The organism is Herpetosiphon giganteus (assembly GCF_016907925.1).
GTDB lineage: Bacteria > Chloroflexota > Chloroflexia > Chloroflexales > Herpetosiphonaceae > Herpetosiphon > Herpetosiphon giganteus.
On the sequence record NZ_JAFBCZ010000016.1, the window covers coordinates 46005 to 64091 of the forward strand.

General features: G+C 49.9%; 16 protein-coding genes. 8 read left to right on the top strand and 8 right to left on the bottom strand.

Annotated elements, in window-relative coordinates; translation table 11 throughout:
- The 4 genes from JOD20_RS15175 (at nucleotide 1) to JOD20_RS15190 (ending at nucleotide 6304) form a co-directional block, all read left to right on the top strand.
- Complete coding sequence (locus JOD20_RS15175) at nucleotides 1–1686, top strand: MDR family MFS transporter (RefSeq protein WP_204756078.1); 1686 nt, start codon at nucleotides 1–3, stop codon at nucleotides 1684–1686.
- 623 nt (nucleotides 1687–2309) lie between these two features.
- Nucleotides 2310–3902 carry a malate synthase A gene (gene aceB, locus JOD20_RS15180; RefSeq protein ID WP_204756079.1) on the top strand — a complete coding sequence of 531 codons (1593 nt, stop codon included), beginning with the start codon at nucleotides 2310–2312 and terminating at the stop codon, nucleotides 3900–3902.
- 169 nt (nucleotides 3903–4071) lie between these two features.
- Nucleotides 4072–5364, top strand: coding sequence for an isocitrate lyase (gene aceA / locus JOD20_RS15185; protein WP_204756080.1), 1293 nt, complete (start codon nucleotides 4072–4074; stop codon nucleotides 5362–5364).
- 427 nt (nucleotides 5365–5791) lie between these two features.
- Nucleotides 5792–6304, top strand: coding sequence for a shikimate kinase (locus JOD20_RS15190; RefSeq protein ID WP_204756081.1), 513 nt, complete (start codon nucleotides 5792–5794; stop codon nucleotides 6302–6304).
- Here the strand turns inward: JOD20_RS15190 and JOD20_RS15195 are convergent.
- Nucleotides 6276–6767, bottom strand: coding sequence for a hypothetical protein (locus JOD20_RS15195; RefSeq protein WP_204756082.1), 492 nt, complete (start codon nucleotides 6765–6767; stop codon nucleotides 6276–6278). The two genes, JOD20_RS15190 and JOD20_RS15195, sit on opposite strands and share 29 nt — an antisense overlap.
- A gap of 79 nt (nucleotides 6768–6846) precedes the next feature.
- Here JOD20_RS15195 and JOD20_RS15200 point away from each other — a divergent pair, with 79 nt between their 5' ends.
- A complete protein-coding gene (locus tag JOD20_RS15200; RefSeq protein WP_204756083.1) occupies nucleotides 6847–7158 on the top strand; it encodes a hypothetical protein in 312 nt (103 codons plus the stop codon).
- Here JOD20_RS15200 and JOD20_RS15205 read toward each other — a convergent pair.
- Nucleotides 7131–7466, bottom strand: coding sequence for a hypothetical protein (locus tag JOD20_RS15205; RefSeq protein WP_204756084.1), 336 nt, complete (start codon nucleotides 7464–7466; stop codon nucleotides 7131–7133). The genes JOD20_RS15200 and JOD20_RS15205 overlap by 28 nt on opposite strands.
- A gap of 100 nt (nucleotides 7467–7566) precedes the next feature.
- Between JOD20_RS15205 and JOD20_RS15210 the strand changes: the two genes are divergently transcribed.
- Nucleotides 7567–7863, top strand: coding sequence for a hypothetical protein (locus JOD20_RS15210; protein WP_204756085.1), 297 nt, complete (start codon nucleotides 7567–7569; stop codon nucleotides 7861–7863).
- Nucleotides 7864–7959: 96 nt separating this feature from the next.
- Here JOD20_RS15210 and JOD20_RS15215 read toward each other — a convergent pair whose 3' ends face one another.
- A complete protein-coding gene (locus JOD20_RS15215; protein ID WP_204756086.1) occupies nucleotides 7960–9405 on the bottom strand; it encodes a zinc-binding metallopeptidase family protein in 1446 nt (481 codons plus the stop codon).
- Entirely contained in the window at nucleotides 9402–10325 is a 924-nt protein-coding gene (locus JOD20_RS15220) for a phosphotransferase family protein (RefSeq protein ID WP_204756087.1), read from the bottom strand. The genes JOD20_RS15215 and JOD20_RS15220 overlap by 4 nt, the downstream gene beginning before the upstream one ends.
- Nucleotides 10326–10926: 601 nt before the next feature.
- Between JOD20_RS15220 and JOD20_RS15225 the strand changes: the two genes are divergently transcribed.
- Nucleotides 10927–12087: a metallophosphoesterase gene (locus JOD20_RS15225; protein ID WP_204756088.1), complete on the top strand. Its 1161-nt coding sequence runs from the start codon at nucleotides 10927–10929 to the stop codon at nucleotides 12085–12087.
- Nucleotides 12088–12124: 37 nt separating this feature from the next.
- Nucleotides 12125–13387, top strand: coding sequence for a chloride channel protein (locus JOD20_RS15230; RefSeq protein WP_204756089.1), 1263 nt, complete (start codon nucleotides 12125–12127; stop codon nucleotides 13385–13387).
- Nucleotides 13388–14148: 761 nt separating this feature from the next.
- Here the strand turns inward: JOD20_RS15230 and JOD20_RS15235 are convergent.
- From JOD20_RS15235 to JOD20_RS15250, 4 genes are read right to left on the bottom strand one after another with little or no spacing between them, the layout of a single operon-like run.
- A complete protein-coding gene (locus JOD20_RS15235) occupies nucleotides 14149–15288 on the bottom strand; it encodes a glycosyltransferase (protein ID WP_204756090.1) in 1140 nt (379 codons plus the stop codon).
- Complete coding sequence (locus tag JOD20_RS15240; protein ID WP_204756091.1) at nucleotides 15285–16061, bottom strand: class I SAM-dependent methyltransferase; 777 nt, start codon at nucleotides 16059–16061, stop codon at nucleotides 15285–15287. Before JOD20_RS15240 ends, JOD20_RS15235 begins: the two co-directional genes overlap by 4 nt.
- An 11-nt stretch (nucleotides 16062–16072) precedes the next feature.
- A complete protein-coding gene (gene rfaE1, locus JOD20_RS15245; protein ID WP_204756092.1) occupies nucleotides 16073–17056 on the bottom strand; it encodes a D-glycero-beta-D-manno-heptose-7-phosphate kinase in 984 nt (327 codons plus the stop codon).
- Nucleotides 17049–18086 carry a glycosyltransferase family 9 protein gene (locus JOD20_RS15250; RefSeq protein ID WP_204756093.1) on the bottom strand — a complete coding sequence of 346 codons (1038 nt, stop codon included), beginning with the start codon at nucleotides 18084–18086 and terminating at the stop codon, nucleotides 17049–17051. The genes rfaE1 and JOD20_RS15250 overlap by 8 nt, the downstream gene beginning before the upstream one ends.
- Nucleotide 18087 lies beyond the last annotated feature (1 nt).

The window sequence follows — 18087 nt, forward strand, 5'->3', positions numbered from 1 at the left end:
ATGGAAACGGCAATTAAGCAAACGGCTTCAGCAGCAGCCGAATTTGAACAGCCACGCTATACCAAGCGCGAAACCTTGCTCACAATGTTGAGCGTGCTCTTGGTGATGCTGTTGGCCTCACTTGATCAAACAATCGTTGGCACGGCGATGCCCAAAGTTATCACCGAATTGCACGGCTTTGATCGCTATACCTGGGTTACGACGGCCTATCTGTTGGCTTCAACGGTGATGGTGCCAATTTATGGCAAGCTTTCAGATATGTTTGGGCGTAAGCCGCTCTTTATCTTTGGCTTAATTGTCTTTTTGATTGGCTCTGGCTTGTGTGGCGCGGCCCAAAGCATGAACCAATTGATTATTTTTCGTGGCTTGCAAGGTTTAGGCGCAGCCGCCTTGATGCCGATTGCCTTGGCGATTGTTGGCGATTTGTTCACGCCGCGCGAACGCGCTCGCTGGCAAGGCATCACTGGTGGGGTTTTTGGGATTTCGGCCATCCTTGGGCCAACCGCTGGTGGCTGGTTGACCGAACACGTTTCATGGCGCTGGATTTTCTACGTCAACTTGCCGTTGGGGATTATCGCGCTCTTGACCTTGATTTTCTTGATGCCAACCCTTGGACGCAAAGCCCAACGGGTCAAAATTGACTACATCGGCTCGATTTTGTTGGTTGTTGGGACGGTTCCGCTGTTGCTGGGCTTCACCTGGGCTGGCTCGAAATATGCTTGGCTCTCAGCCCAAGTTTTGGGCATGTTTGGCTTATCGATTGTGTTTTTGGGCGCATTTATTGCCTATGAAGCATGGCTCGAACGCAATAATGGCCAGCCAATTATCGAACCAAGCCTCTTCAAAAACAGCATTTTCCGCATTTCGGTGCTGATTACAATCATCTCGAATATGGCGCTGTTTGGTAATATTTTCTTCTTGCCCTTGTTTGTGCAAGGCGTGATTGGCACCTCGATTACCAATAGTGGCTTGATTATGACCCCGTTGATGCTGACTGCGATTATTTGTAGCGTGGTGGCGGGCCAAATCGTGGCCGCAACTGGCAAATACAAAATCATTGCAATTGTGGGCATGGCAATTAGCGTGTTGGGCGGCTTCTTGCTGCTGCAACTCGATTTGAATTCGACCAATACCAATGTGGCGATTGATATGGTTGTGTTAGGCTTGGGCATGGGCGCTGGCATGTCGCTGTATACCTTGATTACCCAAAATGCCTTGCCCAACAAAATTGGCCAAGCAACCTCAGCCTTAACCTTCTTCCGCTCGATTGGTAGCACAATTGCTTTGGCGGCAATGGGTTCGGTGATGAACTCGGCCTATTTGCCAGCCTTCAAAGCAGCAATTCCTGCTGAAATTGTGCAAAGCGTACCAGCCGAAAGCTTGGCAGCCTTCAACAATCCGCAAATTTTGCTTTCGCCTGAAACCCAATCGCTGATTCAGGCGCAGTTTGCCCAAGGCGGCGAGCAAGGCCAAGCGCTCTACAACACCTTGTTGGGCGCGGTCAAATATGGCTTGGTTGATGGTATTCACCATGTGTTTATCTTCAGCTTTGGGATCACGGTTTTGGGCTTTGTGGTCGTCTTCTTCCTCAAAGAAATCGAACTACGCGGCGGACGCAAAAAAGCTGGCGCGCAAGTCGAGCAAGATGGCGAAACCGGCGCTGCTGGCATGGCGGCGTTTCATTAGAAGAACATAGAGCAAAGAGCATAGAACATAGAACATAGAGCATAGAACATAGGGATTTGGGATTGGCAACCGTGTCCCCCTCTCCCACGAAAACGCGGGCGAGGGGGAGCACCCATTTCACCACGCCGTGCGGTAGAACCACAAGATTAAAGCCCCTCGCCCGCGCCGTGGGAGAGGGGTTGGGGTGAGGGGATCAGGCGGCGGTTAACCTCATGTACCATTACACATAGAACATATGGATCGGGCTATAGTGGCTCGATCCCCTTTTTTTAAGGATGAATTATGAAGGATGAGGGATGAAATACCAAATCAAAAGGCAAAAGTGAAAAGTCAAAAGCTTATAGCCTAATCCTCAACATCTGTGGGAATCTGTGGCTAAAAATACAGCTTCGCGCTCTTCGCGTGCTTCGCGGTTTCAACTTCGTGTCCTTCATGCTCTTCATTGGATTAAAATATACTAAATTATCTGCTAGCGAATATTCGCTTGACAGCTTTAAAACATTGTGATATTCTTCGCTCAGTGAAAATTCGCTGGCGATAAAAATTATCTACCAAGCCTGTTTTTACTAGAATCCATGCACCAATCCAACGTCGATGGTGACGCACCGGAAAGGAACGACCGCATGACTGATCGGCAACATGGCGTGAAAATCAACGCCCCCATCACCCCCGCTGCGGCGGAATTGTTGACGGAACCAGCTCTCCACTTTTTAGCTGCTTTGCATCGCAGCTTTGACCAAACTCGCCGCGACGTATTGCACGGACGAGTGGAACGCCAAAGCCGACTCGATGCAGGCGAACGCCCTGATTTTCTCGCTGAAACTGCTAGCATTCGAGCCAGCGACTGGCAAATTGCCCCAATTCCTGATGAAATTCGCAATCGGCGGGTTGAAATCACTGGGCCAATCGATCGCAAAATGATCATCAATGCGCTCAACTCTGGAGCCAACGTCTTCATGGCCGACTGTGAAGATGCCACCACTCCAAGCTGGGATAACTTGGTCAGCGGTCAATTGAATTTGCGCGATGCAGTCAACCGCACGATTAGCTTCACCAACGAAGCTGGCAAAGCCTATCGCTTAAATGACCACGTTGCGGTGTTGTTTGTGCGGCCTCGCGGCTGGCACTTGCTCGAAAAGCATGTCACCGTTGATGGCGAACCAATGGCTGGCGGTTTGTTCGATTTTGGTTTGTACTTATTCCACAATGCCAAAACCTTACTCGCCCGTGGCTCTGCTCCTTACTTTTATCTACCAAAACTCGAAAGCCATCGCGAAGCCCGTTTGTGGAATGATGTTTTCGTCTTTGCCCAAAAGCAACTCGGCCTGCCCCATGGCTCGATCAAAGCAACTGTCTTGATCGAAACAATTTTGGCAGCCTTCGAGATGGACGAAATTCTCTACGAATTGCGCGACCACTCTGCTGGCCTCAACTGTGGCCGCTGGGATTACATCTTCAGCTGCATCAAAAAATTTGCCAAACTTGAGCATTTTGTGCTTGCTGATCGGGCTTTCGTAACGATGACCTCACGCTTTATGCGCTCATACTCGTTGCTGGCGATCAAAACTTGCCATCGCCGTGGTGCGCATGCGATGGGCGGTATGGCAGCTCAGATTCCGATTAAGCACGATGCCCAAGCCAATGCCGAAGCCCTCGCCAAAGTTCAAGCAGATAAAGAGCGCGAAGCCCGCGACGGCCACGACGGCACATGGGTTGCTCACCCAGGCTTGGTTCCGTTGGCCAAGGCCGCCTTTGATGCCTTGATGCCTGAAGCTAACCAAATTGGCAAGCAGCTTGAAGTTGAAATTACCGCCGATGATTTGCTGCGTTTCGAGCCATCAGCGCCAATTACCGAGCAAGGCTTGCGCAAAAATATCAGCGTTGGTATCCAATATATCGAGGCTTGGCTTGGTGGCTTAGGCTGTGTGCCGCTCTACAATTTGATGGAAGATGCAGCAACCGCCGAAATCTCCCGTGCGCAAGTTTGGCAATGGGTACATCAGCCCAATGGCATCACCGAAGAGTTTCGCAAAATTACCCTCGAATGGGTGCGCGAGTTGGTTGTGGAAGAATTAGCCACAATTGAACAAGAAGTTGGCGCAGAACGCTATCGTAATGGTCATTATGCCCGCGCTAGCCAATTGTTTGAGCAACTGGTTGCCAACCCAACCTTTACCGAATTTCTCACCCTTCCTGCTTACGACCAAATCGATTAATTAAATTGGCAGCGTGCAGGTGCTAGCATCAAACAACAATGACTAAAACCTGCAATGCTGTGTCGGGATAGATTTGATTTTTACTCGCTACTTTGGCGATGTTGCCCTAGCGCTTTGGCGATTGTAACGAGCTACATGCCACCATTGTAATTTGACAAAGGAGTCAGCCATGAACACCACGAACGGTATCTCAACAACAGAACTGGAACGGGGTTGGGCAACGGACGCACGTTGGCAGGGGATTCAGCGCGATTACACAGCAGAAGATGTTGTGCGTTTGCGCGGTTCAGTCATTATTGAGCAAACGTTGGCTCGTATGGGTGCTGAACGCTTGTGGGATCTCTTACATAGCGAAGATTACGTGCATGCGTTGGGTGCGCTGACTGGCAATCAAGCGATGCAGATGGTCAAAGCAGGCTTGAAAGCAATTTACTTGAGTGGCTGGCAGGTTGCCGCCGATGCCAATATGGCAGGCCAAATGTATCCCGATCAAAGCTTGTATCCCGCCAACAGCGTGCCACAAGTGGTCAAGCGGATCAACCAAACCTTGCAACGCTGCGACCAAATTTATCATTCAGAAGCGAAAGATGGCACCTACTGGTTTGCGCCAATTATCGCCGATGCTGAAGCTGGCTTTGGCGGCCCACTCAATGCCTTCGAAATGATGAAAGCCATGATCGAAGCAGGCGCAGCAGGCGTGCACTTCGAAGATCAATTGTCATCAGAAAAGAAATGTGGCCACTTGGGCGGCAAAGTGCTTATCCCAACGAGCCACTTCATTCGCACGCTGCAAGCTGCTCGTTTGGCCGCCGACGTGATGGACGTACCAACCTTGGTCGTCGCTCGCACCGATGCCAATGGCGCATACCTCTTGACCAGCGACGTTGATCCTCGTGATCGCGAGTTTTGTACTGGCGAACGCACCTCAGAAGGCTTCTTCTGCATTCGCGGCGGCATCGATTCAGCAATTGCCCGTGGTTTGGCCTACGCGCCATATGCCGATTTGATTTGGTGTGAAACTTCAACCCCAGACTTGGAAGAAGCTCGCAAATTTGCTGAAGCGATTCATGCCCAATATCCAGGCAAATTGTTGGCCTATAACTGCTCGCCATCGTTCAACTGGAAGCGCAATTTGGACGATGCCACGATTGCTAAGTTCCAAAGCGAACTCGGCGCAATGGGCTACAAGTTCCAATTCATCACCTTGGCTGGCTTCCACGCCTTGAACTACAGCATGTTCGATTTGGCATCTGGCTACCGCGATCAAGGCATGAGCGCCTATGTTCAGTTGCAACAAGCTGAGTTCAACCGCGAAAGCGAAGGCTACACCGCCGTCAAGCACCAACGCGAAGTTGGCACTGGCTACTTCGATATGGTTGCCCAAGCAGTTTCCGGTGGTATGTCATCGACCACCGCCTTGAGCGGCTCGACCGAGCACGAACAATTTGTTGGAGCCCATTAGAAAGGATGAGGGAAGAGGAATGAAGGATGAAGAGTAGGATTTAGGGGTAGAAACAGAACATAAGGAAAGTCAGAAGTCAGAAATCAAAAGTCAAAAGTAGGCTTTAGAAGTCATCAGGGATTAGGTTTAACGCAGAGGCGCAGAGCATAGATGGCGCTAGGCTAGCGGAATATTTTGTAGTATTGCAATAATTCCGATAGCCAAAAGCCTATAGCCCATAGCCAATTTCCCTTCGTGCTCTTCGTGTTCTTCGTGGTTTCAACATCCTAAATCCTACTCGATCTGCGACTATTGCAAAGCCAGTGAGCCGGCTCTGCGATGGTAAAAAATACCCTGCATTGCTCGCACCGCGCTGATCTCTCCATGAGATCGCGGTGCGAGTTTTTTGGCTATAATACAACCTCGCTTGTGTTTTGGAGATTTGGCAATGGCGCAGCATCGCAATGTGATTTTAATTGGCATGCCTGGCTCAGGCAAAAGTACGCTGGGTATTTTATTGGCCAAAGCGTTGGTCTTCGATTTTATTGATACTGATGTGGTGATTCAAACTCGCCAGCATGGCCGCTTGATTGAGATTCTCGAACGGCTTGGCCCTGAGCAATTTTGCGCAGTCGAAAACCAATATTGCGCCGAGCTAGAGCTTGATCAATATGTGGTGGCAACTGGCGGCAGCGTGATTTACAGCCCCGATGCCATGGCCAATTTTCAGCGGCTTGGCACGATCGTCTATCTTGCGATTGAATTTGCTGAACTTTTGCCACGGATCAGCGATATGGATTCGCGCGGAATTGTGATGCAGCCAGGCCAGACCTTTGCCGATTTATATGCCGAGCGTGTGCCGCTCTACCAACAATTTGCCGATATTACGGTGCAGTGCACTGGCGACGATCACGAACATACAGTCAGCCAAATTATGGCGGCGTTAGCTGCACATACTTAATTTGGCTGTGCTCAACGCTAATTGTGCCATCGGCAGCGAAAAAGCGCTCGCCACTATCAACTGGAATCGACAGCAGATCGATTGGCGCTGAGCGTTTAATCGTGCTGGTTAATTCGGCAATTACTTGGGTTAATGGTTCTAGGTTACTGGCCCATTTGGCAAACACAAAATGGGTTTGGCGATAGCGCTTGAGCAACGTTTCCAATTTATCCATCCCTACATGGCCAGCCTCGCCCCAAAACAGCGGTGCTCCTTGACTATCGAGGGCAATCACATCAGGCTTATAGCGCAAGCCAATTGGTGTTTCAACTCGGGCCTCGGGATAGTTGGGCAAATATAAAGCCCAAATTAATGCCTTCATAATCACATGTTCGCTTGATTCGACTGGGCGTTTAATCATTACCACTTGCGAACCATGGGCCTTGAATGTCCATTTACGGCGTAAAAATAGCTCATTGCTCATGCTGAAACTCCCTATGCAGCCTAGCGTATAGCTTTAGGATACCTATTCTACGAATTGAGAGTTTGAAAGGATTGTTGTTATGGATTCAATATTTTCGTTTTTGGTATTTGTCGGTTTGGTTGGGCTGATTATCGCTTGGCATGTCTTTGAACATAAACGTTCAGTCCAGTTAATTCAGCAATGGGCTGCTAGCAACGGCTACCAGATTCTCGAGCTTGAGCAACGCTGGTTTCGGCGCGGCCCCTTCTTTTGGCGCTCTAGTAAATACCATACTGTGTTCTATGTTGATGTGATTAATGCGCAAGGCGCGATGCAAGCTGTTTGGATTCGCTGTGGTGGCTGGTTTAGCGGGCTTTTCTCCGATCAGCTGACAGTCCGATTCGATTCATAAGCTTGAAACCAATCCCAATAGGGCGTGTTTTTGATCAAGCGCCGATTATAATCAGGTGCTTGATCGTTCCACCAAACTGGGCCGCGTTCGCCGAGCGCCACTTTACAGCGCTGAACCTCGGCGCGAGCTGTGCGTTCGGCCTCGTGGTTTTGTTGGCGTTTGGCTTGGCCAACAGCGCGGCGGGCGTTCATCAATTGATTGACCAAATGTTGACGTTCTTCAGGATCTAAGTTTGGGTTGCTACAGCGCCATAAGCGTTGCTTGACCACAAAATAGCGTCCATCGGGAGTTGTTGGATATTTTGGCATGGCTGCTCCTTGCGGTTGCATACCAAAAATAATGCCAGCGCAACGTTTAATCATTAACTGCGTATCGAGAGCAAGATTGTTTTGAAAGGAGAGGTTTTTGATGCTTGTGTATGTTTTGGTTACTTTAGCGGTTGTGAGTGGCGCATTTTTGCTTGGGCGCTATCAGATTCTCAAACGCGATGAACATATTGAAGATTGGGCTGTGCAGCAAAAATATCAAATTGTAGCGATTAAACGCCCTTGGCTGAGCCTTGGCCCCTTTCTCTGGCGCACAGGCGAAAATGATCAAGTCTATAAAGTTGAATTACAGGATCAAGCTGGCGAAAATATGAGTGGCTGGTTGCGCTATCGCGGCTTTTTATTCGGCAATTATGAAATTGATTTGGAATTTGAATAGGTTTTTTGAAATAAAAATGTGATTTTGAAAATGCAAATGGTGCAAGGCTAGAAATTTAGCCTTGCACCATATTTTTATGTTTAAAACTCTAGGCGATTAATGCTCCTGATTTGCGCCGACCATGCGACGGAATAGGCTGCCAACCAAGCTAAATGGTTGCGGTTCGGCAACGCCCAAGCGGCTAGAGCTGGTTTGATCGATTAATCCAATCACGCGCGCGAAGGTTTCGATTTGTTGCTGCATCAAATCAAAATCAAGTTTATCGATGGCTGCATTGCTGGGCGTAGCGCATAAATAATTGGGCGCAGGAATTAGTGAAATTGTGGGAATATTGACTTTGTAGAATGGCTCACCCTCGCCAAAATAAATATCGTTGATCGGCAGAATGGTGAGCACGCGCTGCTTGGTGCGCTGCAAAAGGGCGCTGTAATACAGTTGTTCAAGCATTGGGCTGGTGGTATAGGTCAACTCAATTTCTGGTTGGGTCGTTGGTTGATAGCTGGTGAAGGCTCGATTATCGTGCCATTCGCTACAGCCTAAATGCTCCAAGGTAACCCCAGCAACTGCCCGAAATTGCTGGCCGTTCCATAATTCTGGGTGCTCGGCGAGCCATGTGCTGGTAGCTTGACCATGCTTGCCAAGTTGCGGCAGTTGAAAGTGACCTGTTGCAAAGATAAAAATTAAATTTCGCTCAAGGCTTTGGTTTTTGAACCAACGTACCAAGGCCAATAAGCCGAACGCACCGTTCTCTTCTGGAGCGTTCGGCCCATCAGTGTGGGTGTTAATCAAAATACTTTCGTTCGAGGTTTGGCTTGGCAAAACCACATACAAGCTCTCAGTTGGGCATTGCTCAGTTAGCGTGACTTCTAGGGTGAAGCGAATTTGTTGGCCTTGGGCAGCTGCTTGCTTGAGTTGCTGTCCTACCACTGAATCGACCCATAGCGCCGGACAATCTTGGTAGTTGGTGGTGAAGGGCAAATATTGGGCTGCTGCATTGGCTGGCGAGATTTTCGACCACATGCAAATTACGGCTTTGACTCCAGCTTTTTTGGCGGCTTGCAGGTCGGGGCCGCCGAGAAACGAGCCAAGGGTTGGGTTACGCAGCGTTTTTGGGAGTTGGGTTGCACTGGCTTGGGCCGCCTTAGTTGGGTGAATAAACAGCATGGTTGGCAAAGCTGGAACCGCAACTTCGACCAAAGCAATTTTGCCAGCTGCTTGTTGGAAATTGCCTGGGCTTTTGCCACAATCGACCAATTCGCCAAGAATGCCTTCGGCAGGCGTGCAGCCAGAATAGGGATAGTAGAAACTTGTGGTAATTCTGGTTTCGCTGCGATTGGCGTTTTGTAGCGCCAAGCCCCAGTTTTGAGCTTCCCAGCGCGTGAAAAAATAGCGATCGCGTTGGACTTCGCAGCCAAGGGCAGTTAATTCGGTGGCCAAAAATTCGATAAAGCGCTGATGAGCTTCGCTGCCGGTTAGGCGCGGCCCTAATGCTTCGAGATAGCGATGCCAGCCAATTAATTCTTGATGGGTGGTAATCTTCATGAATTCAGCCTCACTCGCACAGGATGTTCGATTAACTCGGTTAGTTCTGGCACAATCTCGCGATGCCAAGCCCAATCGTTGCGCAGCTGCGCGACAATCAAATCAGTTAAGTTCATGTGCAGCCAATAACAGTGCAAACGATTTTCAAGATTAGCGGGAATTATATCGTACTGTTGGGCAAATCGCAGCCATGGTTGTAAATAATTTGTAGCCTGACCATAACAACTTTGTTGGGCAAGATCGTAAACCCAATCGCCATAGCCAAATTCGGCCCAATCGAGCACGGCCACAATTGCCTGCTGCTGGCAAAGCACATTATCAAAGCCAAAATCACGATGGATTAATGAGCGTTCGGTGGTGATTGTGCTGAGTAACCCTTCCATGACGCGATAGCCTTGGCGCAATAAGGCTCCGGTCTGGTCTTGTCGTTCGTACCAATCGCGCCAAACATAATCAAATTTATAATTGCCAATATCTAAAATTTCTTCGGCCCATGTTTGGTAGCGGCCTTGGCCTTGACTGTTGGCCAAACCCCAGCCTGTGCTTGGGCCAAGGTCTTGTTGATGCAGTTGGTGCAGTGTTTGAAACAGGTGCGGCTGGATTTGGCTGAGTTGCTGTGGCTCAAACGCTGAGATGGTTTGGCCTGCGATGAATGGACTAATCGCGTAGACCCAGCCATCGGCAAATTGCTGATGCGCAATAATTGGTGGGATTGGCAAATATTGGCCCCAATGCTGGGCGGCGTATGCATCTTTTAAAAAATCTTGGTAGTGCTTGCTGATTCGCACCACATAAGTTTGGGCATTGTGTTCAAATTGGTAGGCTTGGGCAAACCAACCAGCGCCGATAACGCTGATGTGTTCGAGCTGAAAGCCCGAATCGGCTTCGATTGCTTGGCGTAATAGAGGATCAAGCTGCATCAAACATCCTCACACAGACAATATTCCACCAGCATTGTACCCCGAAGTGCTTGATCCACGAAGGATACGAAGGATGGAAACCGCGAAGAGCGCGAAGGACGCGAAGAACGTCAAGCTCCATGGGGAGAGCCTATCCCTTCATCCCTCATCCTTCATCCTTGCCGTTGGCCACAGATTGGCACAGATTTATGTGATTATTCCGCAGTGCCAACAAGCTGATCTTTTTTAGCCACGAATTGCCTAAATTTCACCAATTGATGCCCGATAGCCAATAGCCTACAGCCAAGGGCCATGCTTCCTCTGCGCCGCTGCGTTAAATGTTGATTTTGCCTTCTGATTTCTGACTTTTGATTTTTGCCTTCTGATTTCTGATTTCTACATTTTGCCTTCATCCTTCATCCCTCATCCTTCATCCTTTATTTCTCTGCGCCGCTGCGTTAAATGTTGACTTTTGATTTTTGCCTTCTGACTTTTGCCTTTCTTCCTCCCCCAATGCTAGTTATGGAGGTGGACTAGCGATTGATTGCATTGAGGCCTACTTACCAGCATACTTGAGTGCTAGAATTATTAAAATTGCGCTGGTTTAGGTGAGGAGCAAGCGGTGCAACGCAAGCTTGGGTTTGGGCTATTGGGGATGCTGCTGTGGCTGGTTGGGTTGGCAGTATGTGGCGGCCTGTTTGGCTGGAATTTGGCTTGGCTCAAGGAATGGCAATGGCTAGCTGAGCAAACTGGCTGGCGTTTTTGGCTTGCCCAAGCGGTTTTTCGGGTGCTCTTGTTTTTGCCATTGGTGCTAGGCTTGTTGTTATTGCTCCATCCTTTATGGCTTGGGCGGCGCTTATTGCCAACACCGAAGGCTGATTCAAGCTCGAACACTGCTCCGTTGGCCCACGAAACGCTCAATCGGCGGCGTTTTATGATCGAGGCTGGCCTGCTTGGTGGCTTGGTTGGCTATAGCAGCTTGATCGAGCCATTCAACCCCGAAATTGTAGAGCTTGAGCTGCCAATCGCCAATTTGCCAAGCCGCTTCGAGGGCTTTAAGATTGTGCAATTGAGCGATTTGCATGTGTGTGCTTACACTCCCGCCGATGATGTGGCCCGCGCTGTGGCCTTGATTAATCGGCTTGATGCAGATATTGTGACGATTACTGGCGATTTTGTTGATCGCCATGCCAAATTTGCCGACGATGCGACGATTCCGTTGCGCCAATTACAAGCCCGCGAAGGTATTTTTTCGGTGCTCGGCAACCACGATTATTATACTGGTGATATTGATCGCATGATTTGGTCAATTAAACGCGCCGATCTGGGCTTGTTGATCAATCAGCAAACCGTTATTCGGCGTGGCGCTGAGCGCTTAAATCTGGTTGGCTTGGACGATCCCAAGCATAATGATGGCAATGGCTGGAGCCATGCCAATATTGATTTGGCGCGGGCCTTTGCCAATCTGCATGCTAGCGATCCATGCATCACATTGTTGCACAACCCAATTTTTGCACCAAGCGTGATTAGTGCCTATGCGCCGCAACTCGTGCTTTCTGGTCACACTCATGGCGGCCAGATTTGGGTACCGATCTTGACCGAAAGCGCCGTGCGTTCGCGTGATCGCTTTGTGGAGGGCCGCTATCAACTTGCCACCAGCCAGATCTATGTTAATCGTGGTTGGGGCTTTACTGGCCCGCCGTTGCGTTTTGCCAAACGCCCAGAAATTAGCGTGATTCGGTTGACGAGAGATCAAGGGTCAGGGTTTAGGGATCGGGGATAGTTTTTAGGATCAGATTGGATAGTTTAGGAAGCAGATAGTGGCAACAATTGTTCCTCTGATGCGCCAAATTGGGCGTTGGACAGGTTTGGCCTTGGCAATTGGGCTAACTGCTGGTTTGGCAAGTGCGCTTTTTCTCGTCAGTTTGGCGTGGGTAACTCAGCTGCAAACCACCAATTGGTGGCTGTTGCTTTGTTTGCCGTTGCTTGGTGGCTTGTTGGCTTGGCTCTATCAGCGTTTTGGCCAGAGCGTGGCGGCTGGCAATAATCTGATCATCGAACAATTGCATATCCCAGACGCAGCGGAAATTCCCTTGCGGATGGCTCCGCTCGTATTGCTTGGAACCTTGCTGACCCATCTTGGCGGAGGCTCTGCTGGCCGAGAAGGCACGGCGGTGCAAATGGGCACAAGTTTGGCAGCACAGCTTGGCCGCTGGTGGCGTTTGCCGCAGGCTGAAGTGCGTTTAGTGCTGATGATGGGTATGAGTGCTGGCTTTGCGAGTGTGTTTGGCACCCCGATTGCTGGCACGATCTTCGCGCTGGAAGTGCTGGCATTTGGGGTTTTGCGCTACGAAGCATTATTGCCATGTTTGGCTGCGGCCTTGGTTGGCGATGCGGTGGTGCGCTGGTTGAATGTTGCGCATAGCCATTATCAGGTTGCAAGTGTCCCTGATTTGAGCACAACTTGGATTATTTTGATTGTTGCTGGGGTTTGTTTTGGATTAACGAGTGCTGCTTTTGCGATCTGGACAGAATTGGTGCAGCGCCGATCGCGGCATTGGCTGCCCAATCCAATTCTGCGGGCAATGCTTGGCGGCTTAGTGATTGTAATTATAAGTTTTTTGTTGAATACTCGTGATTACAATGGGCTGAGTTTGCCGTTGCTCGCCCAAGCATTTGAGCCACAAGGCGTTGTACCATGGGCTTTTGCGCTCAAGTTATTGTTAACTGGTTTGACGTTGGGTGTGGGCTTCAAAGGTGGTGAAGTAACGCCATTGTTTGTGATTGGCGCGACGCTTGGTTCTGCCTTGGCTCAGCTTTTTGGTTTGCCAAGCGATCTGCTGGCGGCTTTGGGCTTGATTGCGGTCTTTGCAGGGGCAGCGAATACGCCGCTGGCTTGCGTGTTGATGGGCGTTGAATTATTTGGCTCGGCTTTGCTCGTGCCATTGATGCTGACAACCGTGATTGCCTACACAGTTTCTGGCCATCGCGGAATCTATGTGGCCCAACGAGTTGGCTGGGCGAAACGACGAGATTTAGTGCAGCATACTGGCAAGCGGCTTGATGAGTTGGATGTTGATTAAATGCGAGAGGCCCGAACTCTAGCCTAGTGTCGGGCCTCATTGTTGCTATTGATTTGCACACATCAATACGTTTAAACTACCACGTCAGTCCTAAAAGCGCTGGGTTTTTCCATTAAACTACGGCCCCAAAGTTTGGCGGAGCTGGCTAGATTCGAACTAGCATCCAGCGGTATATGCATGATAGTGCTTGACTTGATGTTCAACAGCGAATACTGAATCTAGAGCGATAATCTGAATTTGAGTGGCTGTGGTTGCGCCTCTGCCAATTGGGCTACCCAGCCGAATGTGGTGGCTGGGGGAGGATTCGAACCTCCACTTTCTAACACACTGTGCCGATTCAGCTTGAGCTTTAGTCTCAGCTTGCGCTCTTGCGCAGCAGTATTGTAGGCCAGTTTGGGCGTTTGGGCAATCGTGCTTTAGGCTGATCCACGAGCAACGAGGGCTTAGGGATCAGGGGTCAGGGGCTAGATTTGGAAACCGCGAAGGGCACGAAGAACGCGAAGATTAAGTTTTTTTGCCACAGATTTTTATGATTATTTTTTATATTCTTCGCACTCTGATTTTTGACATTTGACTTTTGATTTCTGACTTTTGATTTCATCCTTCATCCTTTGTTCCTCTGTGCCGCTGCGTTAAATTTCTGATCCACGAAGAGCACGAAGAGCACGAAGGGAAGGTGGCTATTGGCTATTGGCTTTTGGTCTTATTCCCGATAGCCTATAGCCTGAAGCCTATAGCCTTTGTGTTCTATGCTCTATGTTCTATGTTCTTTTTTCATACAGCTCAAACGTGCGTTGCAACATGGTTTGCAATTCAAATTGCTGCTGAATGCGTTGGCGAGCGGCTTGGCGACAAGCTTGATTTAATGATTGGTTGCTGAGCATGCGCCCGATGGCTTGGGCTAGTGCAGCACTTTGGCCTGGCTCGACCAATAAGCCTTGTTGGCCATCGCTGATCGCTTCGCGCGTGCCGTCGGTGCTGCTGGCCACAATCGCTTGCCCACTGGCCATGGCTTCGAGCAAGGCAAACGATAAGCCTTCGTACAGCGAGGGCAGCACAAATACATCAAGGGCTGCCAATGCTGCGGGCATAGCATGCTGTTGGCCGACAAAATGAACCTGATCAGGCTTGGGCAAATGTTGGGCAGCTTGCCGTAATTCACCCTCCAAATCGCCTTCGCCAATGAGCGCTACATGAACATCTGGCTGCTGTTGCCAAATTGTTGGTAGCGCCTCGAACAATATTTGATGGCCTTTTTGGCGACTCAAGCGGCCAACCACGCCTAAAAGTGGCACATCGTGGGGAATTTGCCAAGCCTCGCGGGTTGCTGGATCACGCGGTTGTGGCTGCCAGCGCTGGCTATCGACGGCATTATAAATGGTGTGCAAGCGCCACTTAGGAAAGCCAAATTGCTCAAGTAACAACTGGGCATTGCCTTGCGAAACTGCAATTCCAGCGTGTAAGGTGGCATATTGCCAGCGCCGATTGAGCAAGCGCAAATGGTGCGAAAGCCAATTGAAGCGCGGAATTGGTGTAACCAATTGGAAGGTGATAATGCGGCGTGGAACGCGCGCTAAGGCTGCACCTAGCACCAATTCGGCGGCGCGGCGTGGCGATGGCACGACAAAATGCACAATATCAGGCCGTAATTGGCGAAATAGCTGCGCCGCTTGGTTAACTGCTTTAAACGATAAACCATGCTCATGCACCGCATCCAAGGTTGCGATGCTGGCTCCATGAGCTTTGGCCCGATCGATCAAAGGTTGGGTGGCTGCACGCGGCGGCATCAACAACCCAAGCTCAAAACGCTGTTGATCGGCATTCAGCAACAGCGTTTCTAAATAGCCTTCAGCGCCGCCAAGGCCAGTGCTATCGGTAACAAACCACAGCCGTTGTTTCACGCAGGCACTCGGTAAATTGCTAAGCGGGTTTGTTGAATGCGATAAATTGGTAAGCGATCGGCTAGCTCGTTGACACAGCGAGTTACGCCAACACACTCAGGGTGGGCATCGACCCAGGTATAATCATCCCAAACCACCACGCCACCAGGCCGTACCAATTTGAGCGCCACTTCGGTATCGGCCTTCACAAAGGGATACGAATGATCTGCATCGACCAACACGAGATCCATTTGGCCATAATACGGGCTAAAATCAAATGGCTCTAAGCCAAGCCAAAGTTGGCTGATTTTGCTGGCTTCAGGGGTGTTGTGAAAATGCTGGCCTGGCGTGAAAGTCAATTCAAACTGATAGCCATTGCGGCGCAAATATTCGTTGCGGGTCTTAATATCAAGATCAAGCGTGTAGATTTTGGTTTCGGGGCTGCTATGTTGGGCCATCATGCGCGTGGTTGCGCCCATGTAGGTGCCAAATTCAAAAATCGTTTTGGGCTGGCTAATTTGGGTCACGCCCGCCAACGACAACAATTCGGCCAAGGGCATTTCCATAGTATCGTCGCGGACAATCGAGGCAACTGGCACTTCGATGCTCGCTTGGCGACCTTCGGGAAATAACTCAGGCAACGAGCGTTGGGTCAGGGTATATTCGGCGTAACGGCCATATTGCTCAAACAGGCGTTGGCGCACAGTTTTTTGATTGCTGGCGACGCGCCAAGCAATGTAGCGCTGCATAATTGGCTTGGGAATAAATGGCCGCACTCGGCTTTTCCACGACATAGCGATTCCTTTTACACTGAATAAAGGCTGGTGATTGCTTGCGATAATTCGGCCAGATCGACGGTGGCCGTGCCAACTTTGCCCACCACGATGCCCGCCGCGATATTGGCCAATTGCATGGCCTGCTCCAAACTGCTGCCGCTGGCCAAGGCCAAGGCCAAAATGGCTACGACCGTATCGCCTGCTCCGGTCACATCGTAGACATTGCGAGCGTGGGTTGGCAAAAAAACTGGCGCATGTTGGTTGCGATAGAGTGCCATGCCATCAGCGCTGCGGGTGATAATAAGCGCCGCGCCTTGCAGCAAATCCAATAAGTGATCGGCGGCACGTTGCAGTTGTTCAAGGCTGTGTAAGCTGAGGCCAGTGACGACCTGGGTTTCTTGCAGATTAGGCGTAATCACGCTGGCTTGGGCATAGCGCTGATAATTGATGCCCTTGGGATCAACGACCACTGGAATATTGTAACGCCGCGCTTGTTGAATCACATGTTGGCAAACCCGCTCTGTGAGCACGCCCTTGGCATAATCGGAGAGAATGCAAACCTGACAATTTGCAATCTGCTTATCAACCCACGCACACAACGCAGTTTCGCTGGCCGCATCGAGCGTAGTGTTGACCTCGCTATCATAGCGCAACATCTGTTGGTTATGGGCGATAATCCGCGTTTTGAGCGTGGTTGGGCGTTGGGCCTTGATCAAGCCGCTGCTTTCGCCAACGCCCGCCTGTTCGAGCGCCAATTTAAGCTGTTGGGCAGCCAGATCGTCACCAATTACGCCGCCAAGTAGCACTTCTGCATTGAGCGCGGCAATGCTAGCGGCCACGTTGCTGGCTCCACCAGGCCGATAGCTGCGCGAGCGCACATTGACGATTGGCACTGGCGCTTCGGGCGAAATCCGCGTAACATCGCCCCAAATATATTCATCGAGCATCACATCGCCAACAATTAAGACCCGTTGTTGGCTTAATTTGGCCAGCGTTGCGGTTAATTCATGCACGATGAATCTCCAATTCGATCAGCTCATGGGCGGGCCGCGGCTTGATATAATCCACATTTAAGGGCTGACCAACTAAGGCCAATTGGTCTTCGACCGCTGCCAGCACTTGCTCGAGCGTAATTTCCTGCATACATTGGCGCTCGATTGGGCAATTCTCCCACAGCCAACATGGCGCACAATTTAATGGCGTGTACAAATTGCTGTTGCAGCTATAGCCCGATTGAAATGGCGCTTCACGGCCACCAAAAATAATCACCGAACGGCAATCGACAGCCCGTGCGAGGTGCATTTGAAAGCCAACAAAGCCAATAAATAATTGCGCCGCCTGCAAAATTGCTGCCGATTCACGGATGCTCGCTTTACCTCGTAGATCAAGCACATGCTCAAGTTTGGGATCGCTGGGCATGCCAAGTTGAACTACCGTAAAGCGTTTGGCTAATTCATTAACTACAATTTGCATCCGTTCGGGATACCATTCTTTGGTGGCGATCGGATAACGTGCTGCTAAAATTGAGCTTTGCACCACAATATAGGGCTTGGAAATAATATGTTGTGAACATTCAGCCGCAGTTAAATGCAAATAAGGCCGGATACCAACCGGATAATCAATCCCCAGCACTGAAGCCATATTAGTAATTAGATGTTGCTGCGGTGGTAAATCACGGCCTTGCTCTTTAATATGGGTCGTATAATTCAGCCGTTTAAAGGCCATGTTGTGTTGTTCGATAATTTTAAAATAGTATGGCATAACTGGAATAATTCCAGCAACATCAGGATTATGGGCGAATAATTCGGGATTGTTAGTTTGCATCCACAGGTCAGCTTCGCCATGTTCGCGTAACGCGCGAAAAATTGCTGTACATAATAATTGGTCGCCAAGACCACCGCCAAAGCCTAGTACTCGCTTGATTATTGGCTTGCGCAGGTGCAAATTTAAATGCCACCAACGTGGTATGAATTTACTTTGCCAATCGTAGCGCAAGCGACGCTGAACCCGCGCTAAAAATGAAATTTGGTTTGGATCTGCCACA